The following is a 19,312-nucleotide window of genomic DNA, read 5'->3' as shown; positions in this document are numbered from 1 at the left end:
GCCCGCGCGCCGTGCTCGGGCCGGACCGGAGCGGTGGGTCCGCGCCGAACTCGGGTGGGCTCACTGTCCCAGTGCCCGAGCGAACACCGGCCAGCTCCGGTGCAGATCCTCCTGCCAGTAGCCCCAGGAATGAGTGCCGGTGGGACGCATGTCGAAGGTGGCGGGAATGGCGAGCTCGGTGAGCCTGGTGCGGAGTTCGCGGGTGCAGCGAACCGCGCCGGTTTCCAGGGCGCCGCCGACGAGGATCTGATCGGCCAATTTCGCTGGGCTGGAACGGATTCCGGGACCGTCGAGGGTGTCGAGCGGTCCGGGTAGGCCCGTGCCGGTGGAGACGTAGATCGCGGTGCCGCGCAAGCGGTCCGCGTGTAGGTAGGGGTCGTTGGCCGCCCAAACCGGGTCCGTCGGCGGGCCCCACATGTTCACGGTGTTGCCCCTGCCGCCGCCCACGACCGCGTCGACGATGAGCTGACCCGGCGGATCGCTGGTGCGCGCGCAGCCCGAGTACGACCCGATCGCCTTGTACAAGCCCGGGGCGGCCAGTGCCAGCTGAAAGACCGAGGTCCCCGCCATCGATATTCCGATGATCGCGTTCCTGCCGTTTCCGCCGAAGCCGGAATCGATGATCGGTGGTAGTTCCTCGGTCAGAAACGTCGTCCACCGCTGCCGGCCCAGCACCGGATCGTCGGCGCGCCAGTCGGTGAAGTAACTGCTGGCGCCGCCGAACGGCACCACTACGGTCACCTGCTTGTCGGCGAAGAACTGCGCGATATCGGTCCGGTTGATCCAGTTTCCGTCGGCGCCGCCGTCGATGCCGTTCAACAAGTACACCGTGGGTGCCGGCCGCGAGCGGTCCGGCGCCGGAAGCACTTCCAGCCGGATCGGAATGTTCATCGACGCGGAATGGACGGTGACCGTGAGGGCGCGTGCTGAACCTGGCGTGGCCGTCGTCAGGACGGACCCGTCGGCGGAGGGACGGGCGTCCGTCAGGGCCTGGGTGGCCGAAACCGAGGCGGGTACAGGCGAATCGGGTGCGGTGGCGGGCGGTTGGGCGGTGGCCGAACCGCAGGCGAGTCCGGCCGTCATCGACAGCGCCGCGGCCAGCCGCACCGAAATGCGGCCGATGCCCTGCAACACACCAGAATTCCCATGCAACACAGCAGAATTCACGCGCCGCCTTTCCTGGGTCCGAAACCGCGGAACCGCCGGCGCCGACGATAGGCCGCCGCGGTGCTACCCGGCAATCGCCGCGCGCCGGCTTTGGCCCGTATGCCAGCGCGGACGCGCCCGGTCTGGTAATGGCCACAAATTCCGCGCTATCGGGTGCCGGGGCAGCGGCCGGCGTCGTTGACTGTGGTCGGCCGTCGGGGAGTCGGGCCGCGAACACATGTCGAGATCGGAGTGCGAGGATGGTCAGCCGTCCGCCGAGAATGCGCATCGCCCGTGCCGTCGCCGTGCTGTCGGCCGTGATCACCGTGGCGGCGGCAATCACCGCCTCGAACGAGCGCGCGATCGCCGATCCCCCCGAGGCCGGCGCACCCGACGGTTCGCACATCAGCGACATCCACCGGCGCGACGACCGGATCCTCGATATCGGCGTGTACTCGGCGGCCATGCGCAATGTGACTCGCGTGCAACTGATTCGCGCCGCCGACCCGGACCGGCCGGCGCCGACGCTGTATCTGCTCAACGGAGCCAACGGCGGGATCAGCGACGGCAGCTGGGCCGATCGCACCGATATCGCCGCATTCTTCGCCGACAAGCAGGTCAACGTGGTGGTGCCGTTCGGCGGTGCCAGCAGCTACTTCACCGATTGGCGCGCCGACGATCCGGTGCTGGGCCGGCAGCGGTGGCGCACCTTCCTGACCAAGGAATTGCCGCCGATCATCGATTCCGGATTCGGCGGTACCGGGGTGAACGCGATCGCCGGAATATCGATGGCGGGGACGTCGGTCTTTCAGCTGGCACTGGCCGCGCCGGGTTTGTACAAGGCGGTCGGCTCGTACTCCGGATGTGTGCGCACCAGCGACCCGCAGGGGCAGTTGATCGTCGACGCCGTGGTCGGAAATCGGATGGGGAACACCGTGAACATGTGGGGGCCGCCGACGGATCCGGCGTGGGCGGCCAACGACCCCTACGTGCACGCGGATCGCTTGCGCGGCACCGCGATCTACGTCTCCACCGGCACCGGAATCCCGGGACCGCTCGACACTTTCCAGGGCGCACACGGTGACGCGACGCAGCTCGCCTATCAACTCGTTTTCGGTGCGGCACTCGAAGGCGTCACGAATCTCTGCACTCACCAGTTGCACGACCGCCTGCAGCAACTCGGCGTGCCCGCGACCTTCGATTTCCGGCCGACCGGCACCCACTCCTGGGGCTACTGGCAGGAGGACCTGCACACCTCGTGGCCGCTGTTCGCCGACGCCCTCGGTGCGTGAGAGCTGCCCGAGTCAGCGCACGCGATCGTAGACGACGGCCATCTCGCCCAGTTCACCCGTTTCCTGGTGGGAGAGTGACCATGTCGTCGCCGGCAGACCGTCGTCGAACAGGCGCGGTCCGCCACCGGCGATCTCGGGGCAGACGATGAGATACAGGCGGTCGAGCAGATCGGCGGCGAGCAGGTCCTTGATGACGCTCGCGCTGCTGTTGACCAGGATGTCGCCGGTGCCGGTGCCGCGCAGGTCGGCGATCACGTCGGCGGCGGGGGCGTTCACGATGCGCGTGCGGGCCCAGGGTGCGTCGGTCAGCGTCCGGGACAGCACCACCTTCTCCGTATCGACCAGCCACTTCGCATATCCGCGGTCGCGCGGGTCGGCGGTGTCGTCGGCGGCGACCGAGGGCCAGAAGCCGAGGAAACCCTCCGCGTTGAGCCGGCCCAGCACCGCCGTTGTGGCGTTCTCCCGCATCCGGGTGAGGTGATCGCGCGCGACCTCGGTGGTCGCATAGCGAACGATGGGGCCCATATCGGCGGGGCCGCCGGGTCCGCGGTACCGGCCGTCGAGGGTGATGCTGAGGTTGGCGGTCACTCTGCGGGCATTCGTGCTGCTCATGATGGCTCCTTTGTTCGTCTGGTTATTCGGTGGACATGGATGCGCCGACGGCGTCGGCGAGGTTGTCGAGGACTGCGGCCCAACCGGTTTCGATTCCGGCGATGAAGGCGGCCGCGTCGACGGTCGTGTCGGTGATGGTCGATGCCAGGTGCAGCCGGGTGCCTTCGGCCGTCTCGGTGAGGGTGAGGGTGTAGCGGGCGGTGAAAGCCACCGCGCCCGCGTCGTCCAGGACGGACAGTTCGAAGACGAGGCGTTCGTTCTTCTCCGCCGCCAGCACGTGCCCCTTCGAGCGATACCGCTGCCCCTCGGGGTCGCGATAGTCCAGGACGGCCCGGCCGCCGGCCGCGGGTTCGAGCACGCATTCGGTGATGCGCATGGGCGCCGGCGCCCACCAGGCCGCCAGCAGATCCGGATCGACCCAGTGCCGCCACACGGTGCTACGTGGCGCGGCCAGGGTGCGCTCGAAGCTGAACGTCCGCCCGTCTGCCCACCGATCACGGTGCGCCGCAGCGGTTTCCGCGTCGATCGCCGCGCGGTAGCGGGCAACCACGTCCCGCTCGCCGGCATGCGCCTCGGCCGTCTCCGCAACCTCGCGCAGCCGCCGAGCCAGCTCGTGCAGCGGTCCCGCCTCGAGGGCGTACACCCGTCGTTGCCCCAACGGAAAGACGGTGACCACCCCCGCCCGAGCCAGCGTCTGCAGATGTTTGGTCGTCTGCGGCTGCCGCAACCCGGTCGCCTCCGCCAATTCCCCGACCGAGCGAGGTCGCTCGGCCAGCAGCTCGACGATCCGCCACCGCGCACCGTCGCCCAGGGCGGAGAAGATCTGATCCATGAGCTAAGTATTCACTTGGAAGAATATTCTTGTCAAGGAATATCTCAGCCGTCTGCCGATGGTGTCGGCGCCTGAGAAGGTCTGTCGGGCGTTGCTCGTGCATTCGTTCGCGACAAGATGGTGTCGGGCGCGATGGAATCCATGATGATGTCGGCGCCGACGTCGTCGGTGTACCGGTGCGTCGCCTCGACGACATCGTCGTGGTCGGTGAAGATGACCGCGGCGGCGCCGGCTGCCAGCAGAGTGTCCCTCTTGGCGTGGCGGGTGATAGCGAGGGGGATTGCGCCGATCCGATTATCGAGGCGCGGTATTCGAAGCGGGGGCTACGTATCACGTCGGGCGTCGTGTGCCGAGTCGCCGACCGAGATCTTGGGTCCGCTCGAACGCTATGACATTTGGCCCTGGTGGCCTGCCTGCACGGTGTCGCATGGTTGTCGTATGACCGGTGTGCTCGGGAGCGCGGGTGCCGCGGCAGTGGGAATAGCGGCTACGGTGGCCTACCGGCGCCTTCTGGCGCCTCGACTGATGACGTGGGGTGCGACCGATGACGAAGTTGCCGGCCCCTTTCCTGGTGGCGACTTCGTCCCTGAGGGCGAGCGGGGAGCAACCATGGCCGTCACCATCGAGGCGCCGGCAGAGCAGGTATGGCCGTGGCTGGTTCAGATGGGTTGGGACCGCGGAGGCTTCTATTCCTGGGACCTCCTCGACAACGCGGGCCGTCCCAGCGCCCGGGAGGTTCACCCGGAGTGGCAGGGCCTCGGCGTCGGGGACCGAATGAAGTGCCTCGGCCTCCCCTCTTACGCGGTGGTAACTCTCGAGCCGAACCGATTCTTGGGGCTCTACTGGCTGGCTGATCTCCGGGGGCAGTTGCTCGATCCGAGCCGGCCGCGGCCCTCGGCCTATATGGAGGGGCTCTGGGGCTTTCGCCTGACCGAGCTGCCTGGCCGACGCACCCGCCTGGTCATCGGCGGCTACCAAGCCGCCCGCCCCAAATGGTTCGAGCGGTTGATGTACGACTGGGCCTTTCCCGTGGTGGTGTGGATCATGCAGGCGCGCATGCTGGCCGTGCTGAAGCGCAACGTCGAGAGGACGGCCTCTGCGCTCTCGATGGCCTGAGATCGACTCGAGCCGTTGGGCATCCATGGAACGTCTGTCCATGCCGATGAGCGAGCGGTCCGCCGGCCCGGCTCGGCTCGGTCGATCAGGCCTGGGCGTGAACTGTCAGCGTGGGATCGGAATCCGCTGGCTCGCAACGACTGTCGGTCGATATCCGTTCACCCCCGTGTTTCGGCGTCCTTAGCGATCGTGCGCAACGTGGCCCGCATTATGTGCGCCACGAACGGGCGGATCAACCACCAGTACCGCAGAAATCGCCGCCGCGATACGGGATCGGTGGTGACGGTGCGAACCTCGTAGCCGAGCAGGCTGGCATGCTCGCCATAACCGGTGACGGTGAAGTTCGCCGCGATCTTCCCCCATCCCGGCTCGGCGAAGCCGGCAAAGTCCGCCTGTGTTACGTCGCGCCATTCGATATCCGGCCGCCAGAATTTGCCGACCGCACCGAACGCGATCTCACGTCCCGGGATCTCGCCGAGCAGCAGCCAGCCCGGCAGCCCGACGCCCTCACCCACCACCAGTCGCTGCGGAGGGGGGACCGCCTGGCCGCTCCAGCGCGCGGGCAGCCCCCGAACCCACATCGAGACCGTCGTCAGCGGCGTACGCACGCTCAGCAGATCCAGGTCGCGCGCTGCCTGATAGGTCGCACGCGGATCGGCGTGCACCACCAGATGCTCGATCAGGTCGGCGTCGAAGGCCGGCACCGCGGACTCGATAAGCATGGGGCCGACACCGGATCCCGTGGTCATAGATCCATCGTCGGCACAGTTCCGCAGTCGCCCCAGGGCCGAAGGTAACCTCGCCCCGAGACCTTGGGAGGAGATATTCGACCGATCGTTCTCCCCAACTGTTCAGTACATCCGATATTGCCGCGTTCCGGTCGTTCGGGAGCCGATCGAGGTTGGAGCCCCTGGCCCTGCTGGATCTGCTCGACGTGCTCATCGAGCTGCCGCAACCTAGCCGATGTCATTGCACGACAATTTGATTAGATGCTATCGGCCGGACCGGCGAACCCAGCGCCGAGGACGCCGGCCCCGTGCGTTCCCGTAACTCGGATATCGAGAGTTCACCCAGGGGAGGATGTCCCTGCTCATGGCCGGACGTCTCGCTGCCGACGCGGTTGTCCACCTCGGCGCCGGCGACGGCGGGCGGGATCAGCGCGACAGGCGTCACTTGTGGTCGATCCGTCCGATCGGGTCGGCGGTTCCAGCCAGCTCGGCCTGCACCTTTTCCCATGCGGCAGTGTCGATTCCGAGGGTGCTGCGCAGATAGGCCCAGGCGGCCTCGCGGATCAGGGCGACGCGTTCGGAGCTTTCGTCGGTGGTGTCCGCGGCGTTGTAGGCGTGAATTCCGCCGAGCGAGTGTTCGCCCCCGAACACGGTGAGCAGGCTCTGTGCGCCGGGGCTGTGGGTGTACACATCGGTGAACCAGTCGGGTCCGCGGGTCGAGAGCTGGGATTGATCGTGATCACCCGCGACCACCAGCGCCGGTGTGGCCAGACCGTCGAAGTCCGGGTTCATGAAGGAAAAGTTCGCCACGGCGAACGGGGTCAGATCGTCCCCGCCCAGGCCGGCAGTCGCAAGCAGCACACCGGCTTTCACGCGGGGGTCGGTCATATCGGGACCGGGCCGACCGTCCGCGCCGAGGACGCGAGCACCGAGCAACATGCTCACGGTCTGCCCGCCCCAGGAGTGCCCCGCGACGGCGATTCGCTCACGATCGATGCGCTCACCGAGGCCCGGAACCGCGGCGCAGACCTGATCGAGGTCGTCGAGTACCCGTACGACGTCGGTGACGCGGATGCGCCAGATGTCCGGGTACCGCGGATCGTCGGCAGTAACGCCGAGCGTCCGCGCATCCAGGAAAGTCGGCTGCACAACGACGAATCCATTGGCGGCCCAGTGGTCGACGAGCGGGTCGTAGGAGGACATGGACTGGCCGAAGCCGTGGGCGAGGACGACGATCGGCAGGCCGGATCCGCAGACAGGCGCGGACACGCGGACCTGCAGGTCGACGCCGCGCTCGGGCGCGGCCAGCGTGACGGGCTCGATGCTGACGATCGGGGTGGTTGGTGCGGACATGAGAAATTCCCTTCGAGGACGCTAAACTCCTAATCGGAGCGTTGTTCCGAATATACGGAGCGGTGTTCCGATTAGCAAGTACTGCCGGAGGAAGGAGCAACGGGTGAGTGAGCCGTCACCGACGACCGCGAAACGTGCGGATGCCCAACGCAATGCGAAAGCGCTGCTCGACGCCGCAGCCGCGGTCTTCCGCACCGACGGAGTGGACGCTCCCGTGCGCCGTATCGCCGCCGAGGCCGGGGTCGGCATGGGCACGATCTACCGGCACTTCCCCACACGCGCAGACCTTGTCGCGGCCGTCTACCGTCATCAGGTCGACGCCTGCGCCGAGGCCGGCCCCGCTCTCCTCGCGACAGCTTCCTCACCCTTCGCAGCCTTGCGCCGATGGGTGGACCTCTTCGCAGACTTCCTGGCGACCAAACACGGGCTCGCCGCCGCGATGCGCAGCGACCCCGACGGCATCACCGCCCTGCACGCCCTGTTCCTGGACCGCCTGGTCCCCGTCTTCGAGAACCTCCTCACCGCCGCCCGCGGCGCGGGCGAGGTCACCACAGATTTCACTGCCTACCAACTGATGCGCGCCATTGGCGACATCTGCGCGGGCGCCGAGATGACCGACCCGAACTACGACCCCCGCCTCACGCTCCGCTTGCTACTCGACGGCTGCCGAAGATAGGACCGACCACACGCCGCACGCCGCCGATCGAGCACCGCCGAGGGTTCGCCCTCATCGGCAGGAGCGGTCATTCAGCTCGATTGCTGACCGTGTGCGAGCGCGTAGTAACTGAGCGCGGGCGGTGGCGACGAGACCGCCACGGCGAGATCGCGTGATCGTAAAAGCGCTCGCCGTGAACGGTTTTCGAATCAGCGGTGGGCGTCGAGTACCTCTCGCAACCGCTTCGCGAAAGCCTCCGGCTGACCCGCATAGCTGGCGTCGCCGCCGACGAAACCGCTGTGGTGGCTGGGGAAAACGGTGGGCTCTTGTCCGAGGAGGGCGGCTGTGGCCGCTGCGGTGCGGGCGGTCAGTACGCCTGCAGACTCCTCGCCGACCGCGATGAGGATGTGGGTGGGGGCCGCTGTCAGTGCGGCGGCGTCGGGGACGTAGCCGCTGACCGCCCAGGAGCGATCCGAGACCAGGGGATCGTCGCGGGAACCGTCGTCTTCGGTGGGCATGCCGAACTGCGCCGGGTCGGGGGTGGGCAGGGCGAAGAATTCGTCGGTGAATTCGCCCTGCCACGATGCCATCGCGATGAAGGCGGCCATCGCCGCGCCGAATCCCTTGGCCTCGTACACATCTCGTACGGCGATCTGTGCCCGGCGGGCCGCTTCCGCATCGGGCAGCACCGGCAGGATCGGCGGCTCGTGCGCGACGAGTGTGGTCACGTCGCCGGGGTGCGCGGCCACCAGGGCCAGCGCGGTCACGGCTCCGCCGCTGCTGGCGAAGATCTCCACCGGACCACCGACCTGCTCGATGAGGGCGTGCAGATCCTCGGCCTGCACGACGGGCGAATGGTCGACCCGCCCGTCCTTGCGCACGCTGCGCCCCAGCCCGCGCGGGTCGTAGGTGATCACGGTGCGATCGGGGAAGTAGGTGGCCAGGGTCGCGAAACCGTCGGCCGTCATCGGCTGGCCGACCATGAGCAGCGGCGCGCGCCCGTCGGCGGTGGGCAGCGGACCACGGACGTCGTAGGTGAGATCGGCCTCGGGGGTACTGAGGATCTGTGTCTGCATGCTCCTAGGACGAGGCGCGCGCCGGAAATTCATCGGTCGCCGAACCCAACCTCGCGGCGAACAGCTCGGTCACGCGCTGCCAGGAATCGGCCGCGGCCGCCGCGTCGTGCACCGGCCGCCCCGGGAAGAAGTAGGCGTGCTGTGCGCCGGAATAGACGACCAGTTCGTACTCCGCTCCCGCTTGCGAGAGTGCGGCGTCGATGGCCGTGCGCTGCTCGGCGTCGATCACGTGGTCACGTTCGGCCAGCAGGATCAGCAGGCGGGTGCCGCGTTCGGCGATCGACGAGGTGTAGGACAGCAGCGGATCCGGGATGCTCAGCGCGGTACCGGCCACCGGCAGCCAGCCGGGGTAGAAGATCGCCGCGGCGGCCAGATCCAGCCGGGTCGCGGCGAAGTAGGTGATGTGCCCGCCGAGGCTGAATCCGAGAGCGCCGGTGGTGTCGCTGCCGTCGCCCTGCTCGCGGGCGAAGTCCACGGCCGCACGCAGATCGGCCTCCACGCCGTCGCGGGTGAGCGTGCCGAGCAGCTCGAAGGCCCGCGCCCGGTTCTCGTCGGATTCGGTGAGGCCGGTGGCGGTCTCGGGTCCGCATCGGTGATACAGATTCGCGACCACCGCCACATATCCCAGCGCGGCCACCCGGTCGGCCACCGCCCGCACTTCGGCTGTCAGACCCCACAATTCGGCGCCGACCAGCACCACGGGTAACCGGCCGCCGCGCACCGGCCGCGCCAGATAAACCGTCATCGGTGAACCGTTTACCTCGACCTCGGCATGCCGGCCCACAATTTCCTCGGTCATTCCCGCCTCCACTGTGCCGCGACCTGCCGATCAGGTTGCGGCACAGGCATTCTGCCGCAGACCGGTCGCTGTCCCCAGCGCTGAACCGGCGACGTGGCGGATCACGCGCTCGGCGAGCGTCGCACATAACGGTCGGAAACTGTCCTAGTTCCGGGGCAGAATGACGTGGTGACCGATACGACGCAGCGCCTGCTCACCCTTCTGTCGCTGCTGCAGACACCGCGCGAGTGGTCGGGCAGCGAGCTGGCGCAGCGGCTGGGTGTCAGTCCCCGGACCGTGCGCCGCGATATCGATCGGCTACGCGAACTCGACTATCCGGTACAGGCGACGATGGGGGTATACGGCGGATATCGGCTGGCCGCCGGCACGGCGATGCCGCCGCTGCTGCTCGACGACCACGAGGCGGTGTCGACCGCGATCGGGCTGCGGACCGTCGCCGCGCATGCGCTGCCCGGTGCGGACGAGGCGGCGGTGCGTGCGCTCGCCAAACTCGAGCAGGTGCTGCCGACCCGGCTGCGGAGCCGGGTCCGCTCGGTGAGCGCTGCCACCGAAACCCTTGCCCCAGCATCGGATTCGCCGGTCGACACCGGGATACTGACGGTGCTGGCGGCCGCGATCGGCGGGCGGGAACAACTGCGGTTCGGATACCGCTCGAACGTCGGTGCGCGGACCCGGCGGCTGGTCGACCCGCATCGTTTGGTGGCTGCGGGACAGCGCTGGTATCTGGTCGCCTTCGATCGCGAGCGCGACGATTGGCGGATCTTCCGGATCGACCGGATCGAGAATCCGCAGGCGATCGGCTTGCGCACCGAGGCACGGCAATTGCCCGCCGAGGATGCGGCCACCTACGTCCGCGATTCGTTGTATTCGCTCGCACCGGTGTACCGCGCGGAGGTCACCGTGTTCGCCCCGGCGGACGATATCCGCGCGTCCGCGGCTGCGCTCGGCGAGGTCGAGGAAGTCGACGACCACACCTGCCGGCTGCGCACCGAGGCCGACACCATGCAGTGGCTGGTCTTCCGGCTGCTGCGGCTCGGTTGCGACTTCCGCGTCGACTCCCCGCCCGAGGTCGCCGACCATGTCCGCGAACTCGCCGCCCGATTGCAGCGCGCCGCACCCGCGCACTCGGGGATGAAAAAGCTACGGTGACAGGATATATCGCAATTTCTCAGCAAGCTGTACCGGAATACTCGAGGAGAACTGGTTATGCGTCGACTGAGTGTCACCCATCGTCTCACCGCCGCAGCGGCGGCAGCAGCGGCGGCGGCCGCGGTGTTCGCCGGTCCCGTCGCGGCGGAACCGGCTGCCGTGGACTGGTCCGCGGCGACCGCCCATCTGCGCGCGGCGGCGGCCGGGAATCCGGCGGCCGAACAGGCGATCGATCGGCTGCTCGCCGCGGGACCGACCGTCGAGCAGGCGGCGCTGCCCGCCCAGCCGTTCCAGATACCCGCCCAATCCGACATCGGGCGCGGCACCGGCCCCGGCGTCTACGGGTCGGGAATCGCGTTGAACTACGACGGCTTCCGCCTCGGCTTCTTCGGCGGGCCGGGCACCATCGCCCCGAATCAGGGCGGGGCGAATCTGCAGGTCGTCTGGTACAACCTGTCGAACGGGCGCAGCGGCACCCAAACGCTGATCGAACACAACGACGTGCCGGTGGACACCACCATCCGCACCCCTGTTTTCGATCCGGGGGCGGGGATGGTGGTGGCCGCGGTGTACGGGACGCTGTGGCACCGGTGGCCGGTTCCGGTTTCCGACGCCAACCCCGACGGTTTCCAGTACCAGCTGGGCACCATCTCCGTCCCGTCGTTCGGCGCCGTCTACAACTGAACGACCCTGCGCGGGGACCGGTTTCGAATGGGCCGGTCCCCGCGCCGTGTCAGTGGACGAAGGGCAGACAGCCTGCCATCCCGAAATGCACCAGCAGATATCCGGAGGCCGGCACCGCGGCGACCGCTGTTGCGAACAGCGCGAGTGGAATTCCGCGGCCGGCGCGCGTCGTGCGCGACTCGGAGCGCACCAGCCGATGCACCCGGTCGGCGACGGCGAGTGTGCTCGTGCCCAGCGCTGAATCCGGGAGCAGCGAGCCGATCTCGGCGTCCCCGGTGGCTCCGGACAGCGTGAGCAGTGCGGTGAGGACGGCGCTGCGGCTGTGGCGACCGGCCGCGCGGTCGTCGGCGCACATTTCCAGCAGCTGGGCGATGCGGTCGTCGGCGGCGGCGAACAAAGGAATGCGCGGCAGGGTGATGGTCAGCGCGCGGGTCGACGCCCGGATCAGATGGTGCCGCCCGGCCAGATGCGCGTCCTCGTGGGCGAGTACCGCGGCCAGCTGCGGCCGATCCAGCGCGGCCACCGCGGCGCTGGTCACCACCACGGTCCCGGGTCGCCCCGCGACACAGTAGGCCGCCCGCTGCGGCGCATCGATGACCACGGCCGCGGCCGCGCCGGCGTCGTCGAGTCGCCGCCCGATGAGCGAGGCCGAGCGGGCGTGCCGGGCGCTGCTGCGTCCCGCGCGCACCACCGCACCGATCACCCGCACGCCGCGCACCACGACGAATCCGATCAGCGCGAGGGCCGAAATCAGCGCGGCGAACTGCGCGATCGGACCGTGGCTGCCGTCGGCGGTGGCGTGTACGGCGACCCAGCAGTCGTCGAACAGGTGGGCCATCGGCAGATCCCAGGTGTGGGCGACCTGCACGGTCAGGGCCACCGCGGCGGCCGCCCAGGCGCCGAGGACGGCGGCGATCGCGGTGAGCCAGGCCAGCACGCCGAGCGCGGGGACGCTGCCGTGCGCGGTGAGCCGGGTCAGGATCGGCGGGCCGAGAACGCAGACCAGTGCCGAATAACCCAGCAGGCACAGCGCGAGGGTCACTCGGCGACCTCGGTACCCGGCTGCTCGGTGTGGGCATTGCGGGTTTTCGCGCGGCGCAGCACCTTGCGCAGCGCGGCGGTGTCGTCGTCGGAGATCTGCTCGACGAAATGGGCGAGCACCAGATCGGAGCGGCCGCCGCCGAGCGCCTCGCGCATCAGCTGGGCGCTGTATTGTTCGCGGCTCAGGCGCGCTCGATAGCGATAGGCCTTGCCGTCGCGTTCGCGTTCCAGCCAGCCCTTGCGGTGCAGATTGTCCATGGTGGTCATGACCGTGGTGTAGGCGATTTCCCGGCTGCGCAGCAGGTCCTCGAACACGGTCCGCACGGTGATGGTGTCGGGAGCGGACCAGATGCGGTCCATCACCACCGCCTCCAGATCCCCGAAACGATGTGCCATCGCACCTCTCCACCATCGACTACGTACCGGGATAGTACCCATTCCCGGCCCCCGGGAACGGCTGTGGCCCCGCCGGAACGACGGGGCCACAGGGTGGGAGAGCCGACTCAGGAGGCGGCCGGAGCAGGTGCGTTGAGGGTGTTGTACATCTGCACCGCGCTGGCGATACCGACCGGCACGCCGAGGATGGCGGCGCCGATCAGCGGACCCACGGTGGCACCGAGTCCGGCGCCGACCAGGCAGCCCGCCGCGCCACTGCCGAGGAAGAACTCCGGCACCAGGGCGAAGCCGATCGTCGCGCCGAGCACGCAGCCAGTGATGCCGCCCACCGCGCCGCCGGCGAGGCTGCCGATACCGGTCGCCAGCCCGAACTGGGTGGCGGCCACGCTCAGGGCGGAGTTGAACTCGTCCTGGGTATAGATCGGCTGGGCGGAGGTGACCGGTTGTTCGACGGCGGCCGACTGGGGCGCCGGCTGCTCGGCGGCCGCCTGCTGGGTCTCGGGCAGCGAGGCGGGTGCGGTGGCGGCCTGTTCGGCCTTGGGCGAGGTGGCCAGGGCGGTACCGGCGACCAGGGCGCCGTTGCCGTCCTTGACCTGGAACTGGGTGCCCACCGTGGTGAGCGAGCCCAGTCCGGTCTGAATGCTGACCGAGCCGTCCTGCGTGTTGCTGGTGTAGCGCACGCCCGGAAGGATGTCGGTGGTCAGTGTGAACGGGTCGGCGGCGATCGGTGCGCCGGCGGCGGGGGCCGCGGGCGTGCCGGTGGCGGCGTTGGCAGTGGTGGCGGTGGTGGCTACGGCACCGGTCACCATCAGAGCTATGGTCGCGCCGGAGACCAAACGGGTGGTCTTGTTCATCGGATCCTCATCGTGGTCGATCGGATAAGGCGGCGAGCGATCGGGAATTCCAGGGGGAGAATTGCCGAATTATCCGCTGCCGGTGCGAAATCCGGATTATCCGGATCGCGCGAACTTGAGATTAACGAGTGCCAACCGGGCGTAAAGGTGCGACGCAGAAACGTTTACGGTTGAGAAATGTTGCTAACCAAGCGGATACAGCTGCGTAATAAGCATTTAACGTGAGAAGCCAATGGGCCGAGCGGATTCCGGACATCGCTGCGACTATTCGACTATGTACGTACGCATTTAGTAGACGATCGCGCGTACCGGACAACCACAGTAGCAATCTTCGAGCGATCCGAAAGAACGCAGGGGCGAGACCGGTAGCGGTCTCGCCCCTGCGCGGTCGAATTCCCGTTCAGCTCGGTGTGATCCGGAACAGTCCGGTCGTGGTGCCCTGGTATTGCACGCGTCCCGGCGCGATCGTGCCGACCATCTGCAGGGTGTCGTGCACGGTGCTGGTGCCGATCAACCGGCTGGAATTCTCCGTGCCGGTTTCCGCGTCGATCACGACGAGGTGATAGGTGTCGATCACCGCTCCGGCGCTGCCGGTATCGATGCCGGCGATCCGATTCTTGCGGGCGACGGTGTAGATCTTGCCGTCCGCCAGTGAAAGCCGGGGGACGGCGGCGGATTTCACATCGCTGCTCCATTTCCGGGTGCAGCCGTTACCGTCGGCATTCACGTCGATGCGGACCATGCCGCCGGTGAAATCGGCTTTGTCCGGTTCGCTCGGACCGGCGTTGTCGGGCAGCGCCGGATAGGGATAGCCGTAGGTGCTCGCCACGAAGACGCTGTTACCCGAGCCGATCGGCGAGTTCTCGGTGCCGTCCACCGCGGGCACCGAGCAGACCTGGCGGCCGGTGCGGGTGTCGTAGACGAGCAGATTCTCCTGCGGCACCGCATTGTCGGTGATCGCCAGATAATCGGTGCCGTCACGCGGGCCGAAGAAGGTCGGACTGGCCCCGCTGCCCCAGCTGAGCTGCCCGGGTTTGCGCGCCGGGCCGCGATCGTAGGGCTGCCGCCACACCTGGTGCGGAGTGCCCGCGGCTTCCGCGGTGAACAGATAGGTGGCGTGATCGGTGGTGACCGCGGTGCCCTCCGGGGCGGTCGAGATGCTGTTGTCGACGTGCTCGCCGGGCAGCGTGATCGATTGCGCGGAGCCGGTTTTCGGGTCGACCGCGCCCACCGCGCCGTTGGCGGTGGCGAACCACACCCGGCCGTCGCGATCGGGCATCAGCGAGGCGACGCTGTCGCAGCCGTTCCCGCCGCAGTGGCCGGTCACGGCGGCGCCGAGCGGCGTCGAGGAGGCGATGGCCAGCTTCCAGCCGTTGCCCTCCTTCGTATGCGCGACCCGTACCAGATTGTCGTCACCGTCGACCATCACCATGTGGTCGGCGTTGTCCAGATAGGCATAGACCCCGCCGAGCAGTCCGCCCTTGGGCAGTGACAGCGAGGTGAGCGGCTGACCGTTGTTCGGGTCGAGCAGGAATATCTTGGGCGAACGGTCGGTGACGGTGGTGCACAACGCCTGTGGCATGCCGTCGGCGCCCTGCAGAATGGTCGGGCACGCGGCGGCCAGTTCGCGGAACTGTGCGTTCACCGCGCCGGTACCGACGCCCGGCAGCCGAGTGCTGTCGGAGGATTCCGCATCGCCGTGCATGGTGGCGGTGCCGACCGGCCCGAGATACGGATCGACCGGAGGGGGTGGGCCGAACGCGGCGTTCGCGGTACCCGCGCCGATGGTCAGTATCGCCGCCGCGGCGGCCGCGATCGAGGTGACCGCGCCCCCGGTAAAGCCCTTACGTCGCACAAGCACTCCTCGATATGATTATTCGTATCGAATGATTCAATTATTCGTATCGCGACAGGTTAGGAGACCTCGTGCCGACTGGCAACACCGGACGGGCCGAAAGCTCGCCCCCGACTCGGCGGGTGGTGTCGGTGGTGGAACTGCTCGCCGCGCACGACGGCGCGCTGACCTCGGCCGAAATCGCCGATACGCTGGGATTGAGCCGTTCCACGATGGGAGCGATCCTGGGCACCCTGGAAGAAACCGGTTGGGTCCGGCGGCTTCCCGATCTCGGCTACGAGCCCGGTCCGGCGTTGCTGGTGCTGGGCGGGCGGCTGCGGGATCGCCTGCGTGATCACGACCGCCTCGAGGCGGAGCTGCGCCGGCTGGCCGAACGCGTGGGCTGCGGTGCCGCCCTTACGTCCATCGCGGGCAGTGAGGTCATCTTCGTCGCCGTGGCGGGCGGGCCCGGTCTGATCCCGGCCGGCATCGAGGCAGGCACCCGAATTCCCTTGCGCCCCCCGGCCGGCGCGGCCGTACTGGCCCACGCCGGCCTGCCCGCGCAACGCGCGTGGTTGCAGCAGGCGCCACCCGAGCGCCGGGCCGAATTCGAGCAGGTGCTGGAAACCGTTCGCGCACTGGGATATTGCGCGTGGGGGCTGGACGCGGTCAGCCTGCCGACGCTGCGGGTGCTGGCCGAGGTGGTCGACCATCTGTCCGACCGTCCCGCGGACAAGGCGTTGCGTGAGCGGGTGTTGGCACTGCTGGCCACGATCGGCGGCGCGGCGCACAGCCGGGCCGATCTCGACAGCGATCGCGGACTGCCGATCAGCTATCTCACGGTCCCGGTCCTCGACGGCGACCGGGTGGCGATGGAAGTCCAGATCGGCCCGCTCAGTGCCGCCGTCGGTGCGGCCGAGCGCGCCGAGTACGTGCGCGAAACAGTCTCCGCCGCACGGAGAATCGCGGCGGCGGGCTAGCGGTTCAGAGCCTGCTCGAACAGGGGCCAGGAGCGGTGCAGATCGTCCTGCCAGTACCCCCAGGAATGGGTGCCGTTCGCGCGCAGGTCGAATGTCGCGGGGATGTTCAACTGCGTCAGCCGGTCCCGCAGCGCGATCGCGCAGTTGTGGGTGGCGGCCTCGAGCACCCCGCCGTAGACGAGCTGCTCGATGAGTTTGCGGGTATTGCCGTGAATTCCGGGCCCGTCCGGATTGTCCAAGGGGCCGGGAATTCCGTTGCCGGTCGAGACGTAGATCGCCAGCCCGCGCAGCCGATCCGCGTTCACGTACGGATCGTGGGCCGCCCACAGCGGATCGTCCGGCGCACCCCACAGATTCAGCGGATCACCGCGCCAGCGCAGCACCACACCGTCGACGAACGCCTGGCCCAGCGGATCACTGGTGCGCGCGCAGCCGCTGTAGGACCCGACCGCCCTATACAACTGCGGCGCGGCCAGGGCCAGCTGGAATACCGAGGTGCCGGCCATGGAGATACCGGCCACCGCATTCGCTCCGGAGCCGTGGAAGGCCGAATCGATGATCGGCGGCAGCTCCGCGGTGAGGAAACTCGACCACTTCTGCCGGCCGAGTACGGGATCGTCGGAGCGCCAATCGGCGAAATAGCTGCCGTTGCCGCCCATCGGGGTCACGACCGTGACCTGTTTGCCGCGGAAGAAATCGACGATATCGGTCTGCTCGGGCCAGCTGCTGGCCTCCGAACCGCCGCTGGCACCGTTGAGCAGATACAACACCGGCGCCGGCGCCGAACCGTCCGGCGCCCGAAGGACTTTCACCTCGATCTCGCGGTTCATCGCCGCGGAGTGCACCCGCAGATTCAGCATGCCGTCGGCTTCCTGCTCGACCCCGAGCAGGTGGGCGCCGTCGGCGGCGGGCTCGGCGGCGGCGGTGAGCGCGGCGATGCTCACCGGGGCGGGTGGTGGATCGTCGGCCGCCGCGGGTGCCGCGCACAGCGCCGCGGTCAGCACCGACGCCAGCAGGGCGGTGGGCAGTGAGCGGCGAATCATCCGCCTACCTCTCTCGTTTCGGCGGGACTGGACGGCGGTCAAGGTAGGCCCGCGAAGGTGGCGGTCGCAAGGTGTCGCGCCGACTGTTGGGACCGACGGCCTATCGGACTCGACCGGATCTGGGGAAGGTCACAAACTTCCACGGCGACGGTTGGCGGATCGGCGCGGGTGCCGTTGACTCGGTCCGCGTGATTCGGCGGCGCGGCCGGCGCCGGCGCGTCGTCACATCTGGACGAAACGAGGGTTTCCATGGTCGGTTTCGGTTTCTTCGACGATTGGCATCCGCAGCCCGGCAGACTGATCGCCTGGGCACCCACGTCGCAGTCGCGTGCGGCGGTCCTGGCCGCCCCGGAGCACCCGGTCGGCCCGTCGTACCAGCAGCGCGAATATCTGCGCGCGGCATATCGGCAGCGCGACAGCGGATCTCGCGCGTCCCGGCTGTGCATGATCGCCTTCGACTTTCCCAGCCCGCTGGACCGCGACGCCATGACCCGCACGATCACCGCGTTCGCCCGCCGCCACGACACCTTCTGGAGCTGGTTCTCCTGCGAGCCCGGTGAGCGGATCGCGCGCCACGTCGCCGACCCGGCCGATATCGACTTCGAGCCGCGCGACTACGGCGAGATCACCGACAGCGACGCCGTCCGCGACCATGTGCAGCGCCACGCGCGCGACGTATTCGATTGGGACTGTTTCGGTTTCGGTGTGATCGATCGGGGCGACTCGTTCACCGTCTACGCGGCCGTGGACCACCTGCACACCGACGGTGTGGGGCAGGCGCTGTCGTGCGTGGATCTGCTGCTGCTTTACGGCAACGAACTGTCCGGCGGACAGGTGCCCATCGCACCGGTCGACGGGCACCTCGCCTACTGTGCGCGGGAACTCGGCTACAACGCCGAGCTCACCACCGAATCCGCGCCGGTGCAGCGCTGGCTGGAGTTGCTGATCCGCCACGGCGGCGCGGTGCCGTCGTTCCCGATGGACCTCGGCGTGGCGCCGGGCGCGAGCGGATTCACTCGCGGCGCGCAGATCACCGTGCCGCTGTTCGAGGAGGCCGAGGCGCTGCGGTTCGAGCAGGTGTGCCAGGACTTCGGCGGGAAATTCCTCGGTGGCGTGTTCGCCGCGATCGCGCTCACCGAATACGAATTGACCGGCAGGGACAAATATTTCGTGTTCACGCCGGTCAACACTCGCTCGACTCCGGGGGAGCAGGGGGCGATCGGCTGGTACACCAGTCTGGTGCCGGTCGCGGTGGCGGTGCGGCCGGACGAGACGTTCACCTCGCTGGTGGGCCGCGCCCAGGCTCAGGCCGATGCGGCGAAGGAGCTGGCACAGGTGTGCGTGCACCGGGTGCTGGAGCTGGCCGCCGACGATCCGCGCATCCGCACCCGGCTCGGCTTCTCCGCGCCGATGGTCTCCTACGTGGATGTGCGGCGGATGGCTGGCGCGGAGATGTTCGACCGCATCAACGGCGGACTGTACGGCAACCGGGCCAGTTCCAGCGAGGTCTACCTGTGGATCAACCGCTTCCCCGACGTCACCCAGCTGAGCATGGTGTTCCCGGATACCCCGCGTGCGCACGAGGCCGTGGCGCACTACCTTTCGACCCTGACGAAACTGTGCCGCGATATCGCTCTGACCGGCGCCGAACGGGTCGATGCCGCATTACTGTGACACCTCGGATCGCACCGGGCCGTCGACCGGCGAGGTGCGTGCTGAAAG

19 protein-coding genes are annotated in these 19,312 nt (G+C 68.5%); 7 read left to right on the top strand and 12 right to left on the bottom strand.

All coding sequences use genetic code 11. From position 1 onward, the window contains the following. Positions 1-60: 60 nt before the first annotated feature. Positions 61-1,083 (bottom strand): alpha/beta hydrolase, encoded by a 1,023-nt coding sequence (locus ACPCUW_RS21470; RefSeq protein ID WP_423426838.1) that lies wholly within the window; start codon positions 1,081-1,083, stop codon positions 61-63. 323 nt (positions 1,084-1,406) lie between these two features. Between ACPCUW_RS21470 and ACPCUW_RS21465 the strand changes: the two genes are divergently transcribed. Further along, the gene (locus tag ACPCUW_RS21465; RefSeq protein ID WP_423426671.1) at positions 1,407-2,438 is read left to right on the top strand and encodes an alpha/beta hydrolase; all 1,032 of its coding nucleotides are present in this window, start codon (positions 1,407-1,409) and stop codon (positions 2,436-2,438) included. 12 nt (positions 2,439-2,450) lie between these two features. Here ACPCUW_RS21465 and ACPCUW_RS21460 read toward each other — a convergent pair whose 3' ends face one another. Beyond that, on the bottom strand, positions 2,451-3,050 hold the full coding sequence (locus tag ACPCUW_RS21460; protein ID WP_423426669.1) for a dihydrofolate reductase family protein: 600 nt from the start codon (positions 3,048-3,050) through the stop codon (positions 2,451-2,453). Between the two features lie 22 nt (positions 3,051-3,072). After that, positions 3,073-3,882, bottom strand: a complete 810-nt coding sequence (locus ACPCUW_RS21455) for a metalloregulator ArsR/SmtB family transcription factor (RefSeq protein WP_423426667.1) — start codon at positions 3,880-3,882, stop codon at positions 3,073-3,075. A 609-nt stretch (positions 3,883-4,491) separates the two neighbouring features. Between ACPCUW_RS21455 and ACPCUW_RS21450 the strand changes: the two genes are divergently transcribed. Then, the gene (locus ACPCUW_RS21450) at positions 4,492-4,998 is read left to right on the top strand and encodes a hypothetical protein (protein ID WP_423426666.1); all 507 of its coding nucleotides are present in this window, start codon (positions 4,492-4,494) and stop codon (positions 4,996-4,998) included. Positions 4,999-5,156: 158 nt separating this feature from the next. On the opposite strand, the gene ACPCUW_RS21445 is transcribed toward ACPCUW_RS21450, so the two are convergent. After that, positions 5,157-5,747, bottom strand: coding sequence for a hypothetical protein (locus ACPCUW_RS21445; RefSeq protein ID WP_423426665.1), 591 nt, complete (start codon positions 5,745-5,747; stop codon positions 5,157-5,159). A 420-nt stretch (positions 5,748-6,167) separates the two neighbouring features. Further along, positions 6,168-7,079 carry an alpha/beta hydrolase family protein gene (locus ACPCUW_RS21440; RefSeq protein ID WP_423426664.1) on the bottom strand — a complete coding sequence of 304 codons (912 nt, stop codon included), beginning with the start codon at positions 7,077-7,079 and terminating at the stop codon, positions 6,168-6,170. 103 nt (positions 7,080-7,182) lie between these two features. Here ACPCUW_RS21440 and ACPCUW_RS21435 point away from each other — a divergent pair, with 103 nt between their 5' ends. Beyond that, entirely contained in the window at positions 7,183-7,755 is a 573-nt protein-coding gene (locus tag ACPCUW_RS21435; RefSeq protein WP_423426663.1) for a TetR/AcrR family transcriptional regulator, read from the top strand. A 188-nt stretch (positions 7,756-7,943) separates the two neighbouring features. Here ACPCUW_RS21435 and ACPCUW_RS21430 read toward each other — a convergent pair whose 3' ends face one another. Both ACPCUW_RS21430 and ACPCUW_RS21425 read right to left on the bottom strand, forming a co-directional pair. After that, a complete protein-coding gene (locus tag ACPCUW_RS21430) occupies positions 7,944-8,810 on the bottom strand; it encodes an alpha/beta fold hydrolase (RefSeq protein WP_063019294.1) in 867 nt (288 codons plus the stop codon). Between the two features lie 4 nt (positions 8,811-8,814). Next, on the bottom strand, positions 8,815-9,609 hold the full coding sequence (locus ACPCUW_RS21425; RefSeq protein WP_423426662.1) for a dienelactone hydrolase family protein: 795 nt from the start codon (positions 9,607-9,609) through the stop codon (positions 8,815-8,817). A gap of 168 nt (positions 9,610-9,777) precedes the next feature. On the opposite strand from ACPCUW_RS21425, the gene ACPCUW_RS21420 reads away from it, so the two are divergent. Both ACPCUW_RS21420 and ACPCUW_RS21415 read left to right on the top strand, forming a co-directional pair. Continuing rightward, positions 9,778-10,758: a helix-turn-helix transcriptional regulator gene (locus ACPCUW_RS21420; RefSeq protein ID WP_423426661.1), complete on the top strand. Its 981-nt coding sequence runs from the start codon at positions 9,778-9,780 to the stop codon at positions 10,756-10,758. Positions 10,759-10,815: 57 nt separating this feature from the next. Continuing rightward, positions 10,816-11,442 carry a hypothetical protein gene (locus ACPCUW_RS21415; protein WP_063019297.1) on the top strand — a complete coding sequence of 209 codons (627 nt, stop codon included), beginning with the start codon at positions 10,816-10,818 and terminating at the stop codon, positions 11,440-11,442. Positions 11,443-11,491: 49 nt separating this feature from the next. Here ACPCUW_RS21415 and ACPCUW_RS21410 read toward each other — a convergent pair whose 3' ends face one another. The 4 genes from ACPCUW_RS21410 to ACPCUW_RS21395 all read right to left on the bottom strand — a co-directional run bounded on the left by ACPCUW_RS21410 (position 11,492) and on the right by ACPCUW_RS21395 (position 15,588). Beyond that, positions 11,492-12,484: a M56 family metallopeptidase gene (locus ACPCUW_RS21410; RefSeq protein ID WP_423426660.1), complete on the bottom strand. Its 993-nt coding sequence runs from the start codon at positions 12,482-12,484 to the stop codon at positions 11,492-11,494. Beyond that, positions 12,481-12,879: a BlaI/MecI/CopY family transcriptional regulator gene (locus ACPCUW_RS21405; RefSeq protein ID WP_030515798.1), complete on the bottom strand. Its 399-nt coding sequence runs from the start codon at positions 12,877-12,879 to the stop codon at positions 12,481-12,483. The genes ACPCUW_RS21410 and ACPCUW_RS21405 overlap by 4 nt, the downstream gene beginning before the upstream one ends. A gap of 107 nt (positions 12,880-12,986) precedes the next feature. Beyond that, entirely contained in the window at positions 12,987-13,733 is a 747-nt protein-coding gene (locus ACPCUW_RS21400) for a hypothetical protein (RefSeq protein ID WP_030515797.1), read from the bottom strand. A gap of 400 nt (positions 13,734-14,133) precedes the next feature. After that, entirely contained in the window at positions 14,134-15,588 is a 1,455-nt protein-coding gene (locus ACPCUW_RS21395; protein ID WP_423426658.1) for a hypothetical protein, read from the bottom strand. A gap of 71 nt (positions 15,589-15,659) precedes the next feature. Here ACPCUW_RS21395 and ACPCUW_RS21390 point away from each other — a divergent pair, with 71 nt between their 5' ends. Beyond that, positions 15,660-16,547, top strand: a complete 888-nt coding sequence (locus tag ACPCUW_RS21390) for an IclR family transcriptional regulator (RefSeq protein ID WP_423426656.1) — start codon at positions 15,660-15,662, stop codon at positions 16,545-16,547. Here ACPCUW_RS21390 and ACPCUW_RS21385 read toward each other — a convergent pair. Beyond that, positions 16,544-17,590 (bottom strand): alpha/beta hydrolase, encoded by a 1,047-nt coding sequence (locus tag ACPCUW_RS21385; RefSeq protein WP_063019430.1) that lies wholly within the window; start codon positions 17,588-17,590, stop codon positions 16,544-16,546. The two genes, ACPCUW_RS21390 and ACPCUW_RS21385, sit on opposite strands and share 4 nt — an antisense overlap. A 249-nt stretch (positions 17,591-17,839) precedes the next feature. Between ACPCUW_RS21385 and ACPCUW_RS21380 the strand changes: the two genes are divergently transcribed. Continuing rightward, entirely contained in the window at positions 17,840-19,264 is a 1,425-nt protein-coding gene (locus tag ACPCUW_RS21380; protein ID WP_423426655.1) for a condensation domain-containing protein, read from the top strand. The last annotated feature ends 48 nt before the right edge of the window (positions 19,265-19,312 follow it).

This window comes from Nocardia sp. AB354, assembly GCF_049538315.1.
Lineage (GTDB): Bacteria > Actinomycetota > Actinomycetes > Mycobacteriales > Mycobacteriaceae > Nocardia > Nocardia nova.
This window is presented reverse-complemented; position numbering and strand designations above follow the sequence as displayed.